11 protein-coding genes are annotated in these 15,325 nt (G+C 60.5%); 8 read left to right on the top strand and 3 right to left on the bottom strand.

Features of this window, described 5'->3' with window-relative positions:
• From SJQ66_RS22785 to rimO, 4 genes are all read left to right on the top strand, one after another.
• On the top strand, nucleotides 1–1,182 hold the full coding sequence (locus tag SJQ66_RS22785; protein ID WP_253463408.1) for an acetyl-CoA C-acetyltransferase: 1,182 nt from the start codon (nucleotides 1–3) through the stop codon (nucleotides 1,180–1,182).
• Nucleotides 1,183–1,288: 106 nt separating this feature from the next.
• Nucleotides 1,289–2,029, top strand: a complete 741-nt coding sequence (locus SJQ66_RS22780; protein ID WP_024902930.1) for a 3-ketoacyl-ACP reductase — start codon at nucleotides 1,289–1,291, stop codon at nucleotides 2,027–2,029.
• Nucleotides 2,030–2,072: 43 nt separating this feature from the next.
• Entirely contained in the window at nucleotides 2,073–2,660 is a 588-nt protein-coding gene (gene phaR, locus SJQ66_RS22775; protein WP_390173999.1) for a polyhydroxyalkanoate synthesis repressor PhaR, read from the top strand.
• A gap of 154 nt (nucleotides 2,661–2,814) precedes the next feature.
• A complete protein-coding gene (gene rimO / locus SJQ66_RS22770; RefSeq protein ID WP_024902928.1) occupies nucleotides 2,815–4,182 on the top strand; it encodes a 30S ribosomal protein S12 methylthiotransferase RimO in 1,368 nt (455 codons plus the stop codon).
• A 123-nt stretch (nucleotides 4,183–4,305) separates the two neighbouring features.
• On the opposite strand, the gene SJQ66_RS22765 is transcribed toward rimO, so the two are convergent.
• On the bottom strand, nucleotides 4,306–4,881 hold the full coding sequence (locus tag SJQ66_RS22765; RefSeq protein ID WP_320534587.1) for a hypothetical protein: 576 nt from the start codon (nucleotides 4,879–4,881) through the stop codon (nucleotides 4,306–4,308).
• A gap of 366 nt (nucleotides 4,882–5,247) precedes the next feature.
• Between SJQ66_RS22765 and SJQ66_RS22760 the strand changes: the two genes are divergently transcribed.
• Entirely contained in the window at nucleotides 5,248–6,450 is a 1,203-nt protein-coding gene (locus SJQ66_RS22760) for a cystathionine beta-lyase (RefSeq protein ID WP_036009122.1), read from the top strand.
• A 65-nt stretch (nucleotides 6,451–6,515) separates the two neighbouring features.
• Here the strand turns inward: SJQ66_RS22760 and serB are convergent, their stop codons facing one another.
• Nucleotides 6,516–7,340: a phosphoserine phosphatase SerB gene (serB, locus tag SJQ66_RS22755; protein WP_320535364.1), complete on the bottom strand. Its 825-nt coding sequence runs from the start codon at nucleotides 7,338–7,340 to the stop codon at nucleotides 6,516–6,518.
• A 129-nt stretch (nucleotides 7,341–7,469) separates the two neighbouring features.
• Complete coding sequence (locus SJQ66_RS22750) at nucleotides 7,470–9,677, bottom strand: ATP-dependent helicase (protein WP_320534586.1); 2,208 nt, start codon at nucleotides 9,675–9,677, stop codon at nucleotides 7,470–7,472.
• A 290-nt stretch (nucleotides 9,678–9,967) separates the two neighbouring features.
• Between SJQ66_RS22750 and SJQ66_RS22745 the strand changes: the two genes are divergently transcribed.
• Genes SJQ66_RS22745 through SJQ66_RS22735 form a run of 3 tightly spaced genes read left to right on the top strand, consistent with a single transcriptional unit; the run spans nucleotide 9,968 to nucleotide 14,974 of the window.
• Complete coding sequence (locus SJQ66_RS22745; RefSeq protein ID WP_046154027.1) at nucleotides 9,968–10,591, top strand: biliverdin-producing heme oxygenase; 624 nt, start codon at nucleotides 9,968–9,970, stop codon at nucleotides 10,589–10,591.
• Nucleotides 10,588–13,062 (top strand): ATP-binding protein, encoded by a 2,475-nt coding sequence (locus tag SJQ66_RS22740; RefSeq protein WP_024902921.1) that lies wholly within the window; start codon nucleotides 10,588–10,590, stop codon nucleotides 13,060–13,062. Before SJQ66_RS22745 ends, SJQ66_RS22740 begins: the two co-directional genes overlap by 4 nt.
• Nucleotides 13,055–14,974, top strand: a complete 1,920-nt coding sequence (locus SJQ66_RS22735) for a response regulator (protein WP_320534585.1) — start codon at nucleotides 13,055–13,057, stop codon at nucleotides 14,972–14,974. The genes SJQ66_RS22740 and SJQ66_RS22735 overlap by 8 nt, the downstream gene beginning before the upstream one ends.
• Nucleotides 14,975–15,325: the final 351 nt, after the last annotated feature.

Genomic DNA, 15,325 nt, shown 5'->3' with positions numbered 1-15,325 from the left:
ATGGAAGAGGTCGTGATCGTATCGGCTGCTCGAACGGCCGTGGGCAAGTTTGGCGGCTCGCTCGCGCAGGTTCCGGCGGCGGATCTTGGCGCTGTGGTGATCGACGCGGTGCTCAAGCGCGCGGGCGTCGCGCCGGACCTGGTCAATGAAGTGATCATGGGACAGGTTCTGACCGCCGGTGTCGGGCAGAACCCGGCACGGCAGGCGTCGATCAAGGCCGGATTACCGGACAGCGTGCCGGCGATGACATTGAACAAGGTCTGCGGCTCCGGCTTGCAGGCCGTCATGCTGGCGGCCAATGCGATTCGCGCGGGTGATGCGGAGATCCTGATCGCGGGCGGCCAGGAAAACATGAGCGCTTCCCCGCACGTCTTGCCCGGCTCGCGCGACGGGTTCCGGATGGGTGACGCAAAGCTGATCGACACGATGATCGTTGACGGGCTTTGGGATGCATTCAACCAGTATCACATGGGGGTGACCGCGGAAAACGTCGCCAAGGCGTTTGACGTTTCCCGAGCCGACCAGGATCGTTTTGCCGCGGCGTCGCAAAACAAGGCCGAGGCCGCGCAGCGCGACGGGCGATTCAAGGACGAGATCGTGCCGGTGCCGGTACCGCAGCGTAAAGGCGATCCGGTGCTGTTCGAGATCGATGAATTTATTCGCCATGGGGCCACGCCCGAGTCGCTAGCCGGGCTCAGGCCGGCCTTTGACAAGAACGGCACCGTAACCGCCGGCAATGCGTCGGGTTTGAACGATGGCGCTGCGGCGGTACTCGTGATGTCCGCAAGCCGTGCCAAGGCGCTGGGGCTGACGCCTTTGGCAACCGTGCACGCCCATGCGACCGCGGGGGTTGATCCGAAGACGATGGGAATGGGCCCGGTGCCGGCCTCGAAACGGTGTCTGGAGCGCGCCGGATGGCGTGTCGACGATCTCGATCTGATGGAGATCAACGAGGCGTTCGCCGCACAGGCGTTGGCCGTGAATCGGCAGATGGGTTGGGATATGGAGAAGGTCAATGTCAACGGCGGCGCGATCGCGATCGGGCATCCGATCGGTGCATCGGGCTGTCGGGTGCTGGTGACGTTGTTGCACGAGATGCAGCGCCGCAATGCGCGGCGTGGCTTGGCTTCGCTGTGCATCGGCGGCGGCATGGGTGTGGCATTGGCGGTAGAGCGCCGATAAGGGCCGGTCGTGCCTGGCAGGTGAGCAGTGATAAATCAATGACGTGTCCGCCGTGGATGTCGCATCACGCGGCGCGGCGGTCCACGCGTTACTACAAGGAGGCATGATGTCGAAGAAAGTGGCGTATGTAACCGGCGGCATGGGAGGCATCGGGACCGCGATTTGCCAGCGTCTGCACAAAACCGGCTACACGGTGGTGGCCGGCTGCGGGCCCAATTCGCCGCGCCGGGAATCCTGGCTGAAGGCCCAGGCCGAGCTGGGTTTCGACTTCATTCCGTCGGAAGGCAATGTAGCCGATTGGGAATCGACGCGTGCCGCATTCGAATCAGTGCGTGACAGCGTAGGGGACGTCGCGGTCCTGGTGAATAATGCCGGTGTGACGCGCGACGCGGTGTTTCGCAAGATGACGCGGGAGGATTGGAACACCGTCATCGATACGAATCTGACCAGCTTGTTCAACGTGACCAAACAGGTAGTTGAACCGATGGTGCGGGCCGGCTTCGGGCGTATTATTAATATTTCATCGGTAAATGGTCAAAAAGGGCAATTCGGGCAGACGAATTATTCGACGGCAAAGGCTGGTATTCACGGTTTCACGATGTCGCTGGCGCAGGAACTGGCTACCAGCGGCGTGACGGTGAATACGGTGTCACCGGGCTATATCGGCACCGATATGGTTCGCTCGATTCGCCCTGACGTGCTGGAGAAGATCGTCGCGACGATTCCGGTGAAGCGTCTGGGCACGCCGGACGAGATCGCCAGCATCGTGAACTGGCTCGCTTCCGAGGAAGCGGGCTTTGCGACCGGCGCCGACTTCTCGTTGAATGGCGGCCTGCATATGGGCTGAGCCGCCGATCGGATCGGAAGGCATGGCAGGGAGACATGGAGACATCATGAATCGGAAATCCGCAGAAGAGCGGCTGATCAAGAAATACCCGAACCGCCGTCTGTATGACACCCAGACCAGCACGTACATCACATTGCTGGATGTCAGGCAACTGGTGCTGGACCAACAGACGTTCACCGTGGTGGACGCGCGGACGAACGAGGACCTGACGCGTAGCATCTTGCTGCAGATCATTCTGGAGGAGGAAAACGGGGGCGTGCCGATGTTCTCCTCCCCCATGCTCGCCCAGATGATCCGGTTTTACGGCAATGCGATGCAAGGCGTGATGGGCTCCTATCTGGAGCAGAACATCAAGGCCTTCACCGATATGCAGCAGGCTTTTACAAAGCAGGTGGAGGCGGCTGGCGCCGAGGCCACGTCGCAGGGTTTTCCGGTCAGTCCGGAAAAATGGATGCAGATGATGAATCCAACTACCCCTGCGATGCAGGATGCGATGCAGCACTACCTCGATCAGTCGCGGGATGTGTTCTCGCAGATGCAGGAACAATGGCGTCGGCAATCCCAAGGGTTGTTTTCGGGGTTTCCGTTCGGATCGCCCCCGAATGCGAAGCCGCAAGATTCGTCGGAGTAGGGGAAAAGCGTCGCTTCCCTATAATCCTCAGTCGGTTTTGCGATTCGAGGCTGGGCTGGGCGTATAATAATCGGTTGCATCGCGCCGGTTCCATTTTTTGGCCGGTGGTCGATTCCCTTCAGGCTCGCGCCGACCGCGCCTTACCGCCTCAGTTATGTCCCAGAATACACTTGCCGACACACCGAAGGTCGGTTTCGTCTCCCTTGGCTGCCCGAAAGCACTCGTTGATTCCGAGCAGATCATCACGCAATTGCGGGCCGAGGGCTATCAAATTGCCGGCAACTATGCCGGCGCTGACCTGGTTGTTGTCAATACCTGCGGTTTTATCGATGAGGCCGTACAGGAAAGTCTCGATGCCATCGGTGAAGCCCTTGCGGAAAACGGCAAGGTCATCGTCACGGGGTGCCTCGGCGCGAAGAAAGGCGCGAGCGGCAGCGGCTTGGTTCAGGACGTTCACCCACGCGTGCTGGCGGTGACCGGGCCGCATGCGGTGGGCGAGGTGATGCAAGCAGTCCACAACCATCTGCCTAAGCCACACGACCCATTCACGGACCTCGTTCCACCGGCTGGAATCAAACTGACGCCCCGCCATTACGCCTACTTGAAGATTTCCGAAGGTTGTAATCACCGCTGTACGTTCTGCATCATTCCCTCCATGCGTGGCGACCTGGTATCTCGGCCAATCGGCGAGGTGATGCTCGAAGCCGAAAAGCTGTTCCAGTCGGGCGTCAAGGAGCTACTGGTTATCTCGCAGGACACCAGCGCTTACGGCGTTGATATCAAGTACCGCACTGGTTTCTGGCAGGGGCGTCCAATCAAGACGCGCATGACCGAATTGGTCGCCGCGCTCGGCGAATTGGCGCAACAGCACGGTGGCTGGGTCCGTCTGCACTATGTCTACCCCTATCCGCATGTCGACGAGATTATTCCGTTGATGGCCGAGGGGCGGGTATTACCTTATCTGGACGTGCCGCTTCAGCACGCGCACCCGGATGTGCTGCGTCGGATGAAGCGCCCTGGCAATGTCGAAAAGACGATGGAGCGGATCAAGGCGTGGCGTGAGATATGTCCGGAATTGACGATTCGCAGCACTTTTATAGCGGGTTTTCCGGGCGAGACCGAGGAAGAGTTTCAGACGTTGCTCGATTTCATCGAGGAAGCGCAGATCGATCGCGTCGGGTGCTTCGCATACTCGCCGGTGGAAGGCGCAACGGCCAATGCGCTGGAAGGTGCGTTGCCGGATGACGTTCGTGAAGCACGTCGGGCCCGGTTCATGGCGGTGGCCGAGCGTGTTTCGGCCGAGCGGTTGAAGCGAAAAGTCGGCAAGCTGATTCGCGTGCTGGTTGACGAAGTCAATGCCGATGGCGGTATCGGTCGTTCGGCCGCGGATGCGCCGGAAATCGATGGCGTTGTCTATATTTCACCGGCGCAGAAAGCCTCGAAACGCTACAAGGCAGGAGACTTCGTTACCGTACGCGTGACGGGTGCCGATGGCCACGATTTATGGGGCGATGTTTCCTGACGGCGTGACGACTGCGTCCGGCTGAGGGGCGGCATTTCGATAACGGCGGCACTGGACCTTCCTTGGACCGTGCCGCCGTTGTCCTTTTCGCGACTGGGGCACTAGGCTGTGTGGTGACGCGCTTTACTGCGACGGCAGCGGCTGGTTATCGGGGGCACTATCTGGCCTATCGCCGCTGGACGAACCGGTCGGTGATAAGGCCCCATCCATTCCCGCCGGGATGAAATGCTTGTTCATCGGTCGATCGATCGGGCCGGGTACCGGGGTCACCTTGATTGATGGGCCGTTTGCACCCGGCACGGTGGTTACGTCGTACGAGATATCGCCGTGGCAGGTGCGGGCGACCCAGCGTTGCGGCGAGGGGTCACGTGGGTCCTGCTTCGGGGGAGGGCGTTCGATATTGTCCACGACGTCACAGCCCGATCGGATGGCGGCATCCAATCGCACCATGTTCTCCGCCGATGCTCGTCCGTTGCTCAGGTCAGGCGACGCTTTGTGCAGAAACGATGGCCTGGGTATTTTCTCCAGTGTGCCGCACCCCGACAGTCCGGTGATGCCGACAACGGCGAGCGCCAGGGCCAGGCATGCGACGCTTCGTGGCGGGCGCGTACGTGAAAACGCAGCAGCACGCGCGGTCACGGGAGCGATGGGGGGCGATAAGGCTTCTGCGGCGGGCCGCAGGGAAAACGCAAACGTCATCGAACTTTCCTGGTGAAGCGAAAATGGGGCGAATTGTCATGCCGAACGAGACATCGCGCGCGATGCCGGTTTTTCTTGGTCCGTGCACGCCGAACGTGGCGACGGGCGATGCGGGCATTCCCGATGCCAAAGCGCGCGGACCGCTATACTACGTCCAATGCAATTCATTGATACAAGCCGTCAGGCGGGTACCAACCACCGCGGCCGCAGCATCCCGCATGTCCCGTGGACAGGCAGCAGGGGCGCAGACGGGTTTTCGGCCGTTGGCGTCTCGCGCAAACCGGTCCCATCGGGGATGGGGTACGCTGCGTGCATTGTAGCGGTTGGCGCCCCCAAGGCCGGTTACAGTACGCTACAAGGATCACCATGAGTGTCACGCCTTCCGATATTCCTTCTTACCAGACGCGTTTGCTGCATGAATCCCCGGAACTTGCACCAGGGTTCGATGCTTTTCCCGTAGCCGTGCATCGGGCGTCCACCGTGGTGTTCCCGGACCTGAAGACAATGCGGAACTTCGATCCGCACAGCGATAGACAATGGCGCTACGGCCTGCATCAAACGCCAACCTCCGCCACATTGGCCAAGCGTCTGGCGATGATCGAAGGCGGCGAGTACTGTCTGCTGCAACCGTCCGGACTTGCCGCCATCTCGAATGTCTATTTCGCGCTGGTACGCCAGGGTGATGACGTGCTGGTCCCGGATAACGCCTACACGCCTAACCGGGAGCACGCGGAATGGCTCGCTGCGGACTTCGGCGTAACGGTGCGATATTACGATCCGACGGACGGCGACGCAGTGCGGGCAATGATTCAGCCAAACACCCGATTGATCTGGATCGAAGCCCCTGGTTCGGTATCGATGGAAGTGCCTGACGTGGCCGCTATCACCAGCGCGGCGCAAGCGGCAGGGGTGCCGACGGCAATCGACAACACGTATTCAGCGGGTATTGGGTTGAAGCCATTCGATTATGGTTGCGATATCTCTATGCAGGCGCTGACGAAATATCAATCGGGTGGCAGCGACGTGCTGATGGGCGCGCTGGTTACCCGTGATAAAAATCTGCATTTCAAGTTGAAGCGGGCGCGGGCGCGCCTGGGCCTGGGGGTATCGCAAGATGACTGCTCGTTGATCCTACGCAGCCTGCCGACGCTGGCTTTACGCTACGCGGCGCACGACCGCGGTGCCTTGGCCCTGGCGACGTGGCTCAAGCTGCGCCAGGAAGTGGCAACGGTGCTCCATCCGGGCTTGCCGGATTGTCCGGGCCATGCGAACTGGCGACGCTATTTCACCAGTGCCGGAGGCTTGTTCTCGGTGGTTTTCGACGCTGCGTATTCGCCGAAGCAGATCGACTCGTTCATCGAAGGGCTGAAGCTGTTCAAGATCGGTTTCAGCTGGGGCGGTGCGAATAGCCTCGCGTTGCCATATGACCTGCCCTCGTTGCGCACGGCGGCGGCATGGCCACACAAAGGCACGTTGGTGCGCTTCTATGTCGGCTTGGAAAACGAAGAGGATCTGCGGGCCGATCTCGAACAAAGCCTGACAGCCCATCTGACGCCGGTCGCCGGTTAAAGCGGCTGGCCGCCCCGCATGCGTGGGGGACGGGCGATGTGCTTAAGCGGACGGGGCGGTCTTATTCAGGAAAACAGCCGTAGCACACCGTCGAGGCCGGCGTGCTCCAGTGCCACGCTTGCGCCCGCCCACACTTTCGGTTTGGCGTGAAAGGCGATCGACAGACCGGCCTCGGCCATCATCGGCAGGTCGTTCGATCCATCGCCTATCGCAATCGCCATGTCCGGCGAGACGCCCATGGCGGCGCAGGTTTCCACCAGACGGCGCGCCTTGAACGCGCCATCGACGATTTCGCCCAACACGCGTCCGGTCAGTTTGCCATCGATGATTTCGAGCGTATTGGCATACGCCGCATCCAGGCCCAGGCGCGCGCGCAGTTTCTCCGTGAAGAACGTGAAGCCGCCCGACACCAGCAAGGTTTTCAAACCCGCGGCCCGGGCGCCGGCCAGCAGCGCTTCCGCGCCTGGGGACAGCCGCAGCCGCTCGGCATATACCTTCTCCAGCACGGAAGCGTCAAGCCCTTGCAGCAGCGCTACACGGCGCCGCAGGCTTTCGCCGAAATCCGGGATTTCACCGCGCATCGCCGCTTCCGTGATGGCCGAGACTTCCATTTTGAGGCCACAAAAATCGGCGATCTCGTCGATACATTCGATCGTGATCAACGTCGAGTCCATATCCATCGTCAACAGTCGAAAATACGACAGCGGCCGTGAGGGGACCCAGCCGGCATCGAGCCCATTGGTTGCGCAGTACTGCTCAATGGCGGCGCGAGCCTGTGCCTGATCGGCAGTATCGCCAACGTCCGTGAAACGCACTGCATAATCGTCGATCGTCTCGACGGTGCGGCTTAGACACAGGGACTGGACGGCCGCGATATGGTGCGCGTCCATCGGGTGCGCGGGACGTGGAACGGCAAAGTCGCGCAGGGCGACGGCCGACGGGACTTGCAGAACGAGATTCATCAGCGCAAAGAAAAGAAAGAGGGTACGGGCAGGCGCGTATTGTACCGGTAAGCCATGTCAGTTCTTCCACATGCCACGCATCCGCGCCGCGATATCGATCTTGACTGCGGCCAATGCCTGTGAACCGTGCGCGGTTGGTGCCGACGGCGGTGGCCAGGATCGCACGTCGAACAGCGGCACCAGTCGTTGTGGCAGGAAGCGTGTTCGCGACGCATGGACGTGCCGATCTCCCTGCGCCGCTTGCTGATGCACATAGAACCGTTGTGGCACGACGATATCCAGTGACGATTTTGCGCGCGTCATGGCCACATACAGGAGCCGCCGTTCTTCTTCGATCTCATCGATTTGTCCCGTGGCTAGATCGGACGGCAAGCAGCCGTCCACCGCATTCATCAGGAATACCGAGGCCCATTCCTGTCCCTTGGACGAATGTATCGTCGACAGGATAAGGTAGTCCTCGTCTTTCAGTGGTACGCCCGATTCGTCGCTGACGGCATCGGGTGGGTCCAGCGTCAATTCAGTCAAGAAGCGTTGCCGAGACGGGAATGTCGCCGCGATCTGCTGCAACTGATCGAGGTCGGCCTCGCGTACATCGGCATCGTCATGCGCGCACGCCAGGTGCGGCGCATACCATGTACGGATACGATCGAGTTCCGTCGGCCAGTCTGTTTTGTTGCATGCGCTTTGAGAGACCAGTTTGGCGAACGCATCCCACCCTTCCACACCGGGCGGTGCGTGTGGCGCCGTAGCATTGACCGGCAACCGCGTCAAATCGTCACCGACAACGTCGAGGACCGCGCCGGCCTTGACCGGGCCGATGCCGGGTAGCATTTGCAGTACGCGAAAGCCCGCCACGCGGTCGCGTGGGTTTTCGAACCATCGCAGCACGGCGAGCAGGTCCTTTACATGGCTGGCATCAAGGAATTTCAATCCGCCGAACTTGATAAATGGCACATTGCGTCGCGTCAGCTCGATTTCCAGCGGCGCACTGTGATGCGCGGCGCGGAACAGTACTGCCTGTGACTTCAGCGTCGTGCCGGCTTCGCGGTTTTCCAGGATGCGTGAGACGAGATACTGCGCTTGCGCGGCCTCGTCGGTTACCGTCACCAGGATCGGGCGCGTGCCGGCGCGGCCGTCGTTCCACAGACGTTTCGCATAACCTTCGGATGCCTGGCCGATCACGGCGTTCGCGGCGTCCAGGATCGCCTGCGTTGAACGATAGTTGCGGTCCAACGTCACAACGCGCGCCGGCGTGGCGAATGTTCGAGGAAAATCGAGGATATTGCGGACCGTTGCACCGCGGAACGCATAGATCGATTGTGCATCGTCGCCCACAACGGTCACGCCGCGGCCATCCGGCTTCATGCGTCGGACGATGTCGGCCTGCAAGGTGTTCGTGTCTTGGTATTCGTCCACAAGAATATGGGAGAAACGCTCACCGAGCGCCCCCGCCAGTGCCGGCTCCGCTGCCATTTGCGCCCAATACAGCAACAGGTCGTCATAGTCGAGCACATCCTGTGCTTGCTTTGCCTCGACGTAAGCGGCGAACAAATCGCGTAACGCGTCCGCCCATTCGGCGCACCAGGGAAAATGCCTCGCCAACGTCGCCTCCAGCGTTAGCCCCGTATTCACCACCCTGGAATAGATCGAGATACACGTTTGCTTTGTCGGAAAGCGCTTCTGTTTCACCGAAAGGCCGCGTTCGTGCCGGATCAGGTTCATCAGGTCCGCCGCGTCGGGGCGATCCAGGATCGTGAACGCCGGAGACACACCGATATAGGGCGCATATTCACGCAGCAGGCGCGCGCCGACACTATGAAAAGTGCCGGCCCAGGGCAATGTATCGCGTGCCGCCGTCCGCGCCGCTTGTCGCGGCGATGCGCCCGTCAGCTTGGCGCGCTCGATGGCGGCACGTACCAGCAATTGGTCCACGCGACGTGTCATTTCGACGGCGGCGCGACGGGAGAAGGTCAGCAGCAGCACGCGTTCGGAGGGGACGCCATGATCCAGCAGATTCGCCACGCGATGCGCCAACGTCGCCGTTTTGCCTGTGCCGGCACCGGCGATGACCAATAGCGGCTCCGAAATCGGCAACCCTGGCGGATCGCCGGCCTCACCACGGGCCCCGCCAATGCCATGGCAGGCCGCTTCCCGCTGCGCCGGATTCAATTTATCGAGCAACGCCGCCATCACCGCACGCGAGGCATCCGCGGACGCCTCGGACCGCGTATCGGGAGAAGGAGATGTCTGATCTGGAAAGGTCATGTTGAAACTGTATAGGCATACAGGTTTTCACGCAATCGCGCCGCAGCAACACCGGGTTGGATAGGCCTGCCGGCAGGGGTTCACAGGCGTGCAGCGTTGCAGAATAATCGTTGTTATGATGTAAAACAGGATTTCGAGGTCTACTGCCGTAATCTTTGGCCACGACGCGGCGATGCGGGTGGAGCCAAGGTAACGCATGTCGACGAGGACGCCGTTGAACGGGCGTCCACGAAGTGCCGAAACACCAGATCACTTGCCGCCTTGATGACTCTTTGCCGTCGTACGCTTTCATGACTGACCTGCTAAGCCGTTTAAAAACAGAGACCGCTGATTGCCATCATGCGCTGGAGCGCGATATGGACATCATGCGCCCGACAATGCGGCGGGACGAATATGTAGCGCTTCTGACGCGGTTTCGTGCTTTCGTGGCGCCCTGGGAGACGCGTCTACGCGCGGCCGTACCCGACGACCTTGAGGCGTTTGTTTCGACACGCGAAAAAACGGCTTTGCTCGATGCCGACCTTGCCTTTCTGGGGCAAATGCCGATATCGGCAGCATTGGCGGCCGGCGGTTCGGCGTGGGCGGCAACCGTGCCAATGCACGGGATCGGCGCCTGTTTCGGAACCCTCTATGTGATGGAAGGCTCGACGCTTGGTGGGCGATTCATCGGTCCTGCGATGGCACAGCGCTTTCAGCTCAGCGGTCGACAAGGCTATGCCTACTTTGATCCGTACGGCGACAAGACCGGCAGCATGTGGAACGCGTTCAAGGTGGAGGCAACGGCGCGTGTACCCGAAGGCGAATTCATGGAAGCCGTGGCGTCCGCCCGCGCGACATTCCGTGCCTTGCAATCCTGGCTGCCCTCGCCGGATACGCCGGGACAAACCACGATCCTGGCTCAGCCCGCAGCATGACGACCATTTTGCCGGGATCGGATGACAAGCCGTCGATGCCGGGCGCGAATGTCGCCCGGCTCGCGTCCACCGAAGTCGTGGCGGTATCGGCGACAGCGGATGATACGCCGACCGCCAGTAGTGTGAAAAACTGTGATGACCCTTTTGACGACATCGCGTTCCGCGCCGCTGTCGCGGCATGCGATGCCGAGCCCATCCATATTCCTGGGGGCATTCAGCCGCATGGCTATGTCCTTGCACTGGACGCGTCACACCATGTCATCCAGTGCTCGGCCAACATCACCGAGTTGACGCGCCGCCCGCCGCAGGCAATGCTCGGTCTTCCGGTGGCCGAGGTGATAGGAGAGGGCGGCGCGCGTGCAATCGTCGAGGCGCTTTCATCTGCGGAGATCAATGACCAGCCCTTGTATGTCTGTCGGGTTTCGTGGTCGCCTGATAGCATGGCTCATCGCGTGTCCGATGCGTCGGATGCCGCGGATTCGGCGGCGCGGCATGCGCGGGGTGAGCGCGCGCTTGACTTGATCGTGCACGCGCATGATGGTGTGACACTCTTGGAAATCGAACCGACCGATCACGTCGGGAACGTTTTCAGTCCGATCTATGCGTTGGTACGCACGTTTATCGGCCGCTTGCAGGATGCGGGCACGGTCGAGGCCCTCAGCGTCGTTGCGGCACGCGAAGTACGTCGGATCACGGGTTTCGGTCGTGTACTGGTGTATCGTTTCGATGAAGATGGCAACGGCCAGGTGCTAGCGGAAGATCGCGAGGACGACTATGTCTCGTATATGGGTCAGCATTTTCCTGCATCTGATATTCCGCTACAGGCGCGGGCGTTGTATTTAAAGCATCGTATCCGTTTAATCGTCGACGCGGGCTATGCACCGTCGGTGCTGCTGCCGGCGATCCATCCGCATACCGGTCGGCCCACGGATCTGTCGTACGCAACGTTGCGTAGCGTCTCGCCGGTGCATTTGCAATACATGCGCAATATGGGCACGGCCAGTTCGATGTCGATCTCGATTATCGTGCGCGGTCGTTTGTGGGGTTTGATCTCTTGTCATCACGCAACGCCCCGTCACCTTAATTTTGAGACTCGCGCGGCGTGTGAACACTTGGGTGCCGTCTTATCGTTGCAAATGGAGGCGAAAGAGGACCGCGCTGAATCGGATTACCGCCTGGAACTGAGACGGATGCTTGTCGATCTGATTGCGACAATGTCCGATCGGGATGATTTCGTCGATAGCCTGATGTCGGATCCGCGCGGCCTGCTGCGATTCATGGCTGCCGATGGCGCGGCCGTCGTGTTCGAGGGGCGCACGGTCACGGTGGGTGCGACGCCGGATGAAGCGACGATCGAGGCGCTCATTTCCCATATCGGCACGCAGTCGACGCGTGACGTGTTCGCCACCGATGCGATTGGCGAGCAGTTGCCGGCAGCGCTACCGTTCGCCGGAATTGCCAGCGGCATGCTCGCGGTGCAGATTTCGCGCTTGCATAGACACTTCGTCATATGGTTCCGGCCGGAGGTCGTTCGGACCATCGAGTGGGCGGGCAATCCGCGCAAGCTGGATGCCGACGCGAGTGGACGTTTATCACCGCGTACAAGTTTCGAGACCTGGAAAGAAGTGGTGCGCAATCGATCCGTTCGATGGCGCGCGGGCGAACTGGCGGCGGCGCATGAATTTCGCGCCTCGGTGCTCAGCATCGTGCTGAGACGCGCCGAGGAGATGGCCGCCATTGCCGCCGAGCTTGGGCGTGTCAACAAGGAACTCGAATCGTTTTCCTATTCTGTTTCGCATGACTTGCGTGCCCCTTTGCGGCATATCGTGGGCTATGCCGACCTGCTGACTGAATATGAAGGTGATCGGTTGACGGAGCGGGGTGCACGCTTCCTGAAGAATATCGTCGATTCGGCGCGTTTCGCCGGCACATTGGTCGACGACCTGCTGACGTTCTCGCAAATGGGACGCGCGGCATTGCGTCCGACGCCTGTACGACTCAATACATTGGTGGATACCGTTATCCGCGAAATGCAGCATGAGAATCCGCATAGACGCATTGTCTGGCATATCGCGCCGTTACCGACTGTCATCGGCGATCCCGCCTTTCTTCTGCTTGCCATCCGTAATCTGCTTGCCAACGCGGTGAAATACACGCGCACACGCGAGCAAGCGGAAATCACCGTGGACGCAAGCGAGGGCGCGACGGAGTATGTGATTTCGGTGGCCGACAACGGCGTGGGGTTTAACATGCGCTACGTGGGCAAGCTGTTTGGCGTGTTCCAGCGGTTGCATCGCACCGAGGACTTCGAGGGCACCGGTATTGGATTGGCGAACGTGCGTCGCATCATCGAGCGTCACGATGGCCGCACCTGGGCGGAAGGTGAACTGGATCGCGGTGCGCGGTTCTTTTTCACGATGCCGAAACACGCGCAAACCGCAGCGCGGTCGACGGGACCCGAAGGTGACTGAGCCGCTGCATCTGCTGTTGGTCGAAGACAGCTCGCTTGATGCGGAGTTGACGTTGTCACGGCTGGATGTCGCCGGCTTTACCTATGACGTCCATATCGTCGATAACGCGTTCGACTTCGATGCGGCGGTCCGCACGGGGCGTTATGACGTCGTCCTCGCGGACTTTGTCTTGCCGTCGTTCTCCGGCGGCGAGGCATTGGGGATGGCACGTGCGTATTCGCAGGATCTGCCCTTCATTTTCGTCTCGGGCGTACTCGGCGAAGAGCATGCGGTGGACATGCTGAAACGTGGCGCGACTGATTATGTTTTAAAGCAGCGCCTGCAACGCCTTCCCGCAGTGATTCAGCGTGCATTGGCCGAGCGCGACGAGAAGCGCCAGCGGCTGCAGGCGGAGGAGCGTCTGCAAGAAACGGAGACGCATTTCAGGCAGTTAGTCGACGCATTGAAAGATTATGCGGTGATTACGCTGGACCCGAAAGGCCACATTCAGACATGGAATCACGCCGCCCGCCAGATTCTGGGTTACACGGAAGCGCAGATGGTGGGCCAATGCGCCGATCGTCTCTTTACCGAAGCCGATGTCCTTGGCGATGCAATGCGCAGCGCCAAGGCATCTGGCAGCCATTCCGATGATCGCTGGGTATCCCGCGAGGACGGCCAGCGTGTATTTGCCTCGCTGGTGACCACGGCCATGCATGATGCGCGTGGTGCGCTGGCGGGGTTTTCATTGATCTTACGCGATACCACCCAAGCGCGGCGCACGGCGGATGCATTGCAGCAGGCAAAGGAAGAGGCGGAGCGGGCAAATCGCGCGAAGGACCATTTCCTGGCGGTGTTGTCGCATGAATTGCGCACGCCGTTGACGCCGATTCTTGCCGCGGCGCGGTTGATGCGCATGAAAGGTTTGCTCGATGAGGAGCACACGCACCTGCTGAATGTCGTACAGCACAACGTCGAGCTCGAAGCGCGGCTCATCGACGACCTGCTCGATCTGACGAGCATTTCGCGCGGAAAACTCAGTTTGAACTTTGCATCGGTATCTCTGGGAGATTTGCTCGAGAACGCGATCAATATGTCGACCGCCGACATTGCCGCGAAAGGACAGACCTTGCATATCATCCGTAGGGAGACGCAGAGCGGAGTCCGGGGTGACGCTGCGCGATTGCAGCAGATCATCTGGAACCTTGTCAGGAACGCGGTGAAGTTCACGCCAGCGAATGGCACCATCGATGTCATGCTGTTCAATCCCGACTCGGAACATGTGGCGGTACAGGTTGATGATTCGGGCATTGGCATCAGTGCGGACGCGTTGCCGAAAATCTTTTCCGCGTTCGAGCAGGCCGACGAAACAATCGGCCCTGCTTTTGGCGGGCTCGGTCTCGGCTTGGCGATTGCCAACACGCTGGCGGTAAAGCACGGTGGTAGCATTCGCGCGGAAAGCGCCGGGCGTGATCAGGGCGCGCGCTTCACTTTCTCGATCCCATTGGCGCGGCATACACCGGTGGAGGCGGGGGGCGATGTCGTGGTCGCGTCGACGGCGGCCGCTCGCCGGGTGCTGTCCGTATTGCTGGTCGAGGATAACGCCTACACATCGGCTGCGATGGCGCAACTGATCGAAGTCTTCGGACACCGTGTCGATGTGGCCGAGTCCGTCGGCGCGGCACGCGAATATATCAATGCGGGCCGATATGACTTGCTGATCAGCGACATCGGACTACCGGACGGCACGGGCCTGGATGTTGTGCGCCATTGGAACGTGATGCAGCACGCGGCGCCGTCGATCGCGATAACCGGTTATGGCATGGAAGAGGATATGCGCCGCTGTCTCGATGCTGGCTTCGGCAATCATGTCACGAAACCGGTCGACTTCGATCGCCTCGAGAAGATGCTCGACGACATCGCCCAACGATGAGGCGAGTCAACGCGTGCTGTTCTCGCGGCCTGTTATGCGACGGAAACAGTTTTCCGTGATCGTGCACCATGCCTGGGCATGTTTTTTGCGGCTTTAGATGACATTTTTACGCGCGCATGCGTTGCTTTTTGCGCTGCAACCCCGGCACAGGCCTGGCAACCAGAACGATAATGCAATCCGCATGGCCGTTCCACGCCACACGATGTTGGCGGATAGGCGGCAAAAACCGGTAGAGCAAGGAGATAAAGGCATGGCGGAGCGGCCCGGAACGGATGAACCCTCGGGTGGGTTGGATCATCAACACGCCGCAATAGTATCTCCGGCAGATGTTTCCCGTGAATCGTCAACAGA

The sequence above is a fragment of the Robbsia andropogonis genome (assembly GCF_034047095.1).
GTDB lineage: Bacteria > Pseudomonadota > Gammaproteobacteria > Burkholderiales > Burkholderiaceae > Robbsia > Robbsia andropogonis.
This window is presented reverse-complemented; position numbering and strand designations above follow the sequence as displayed.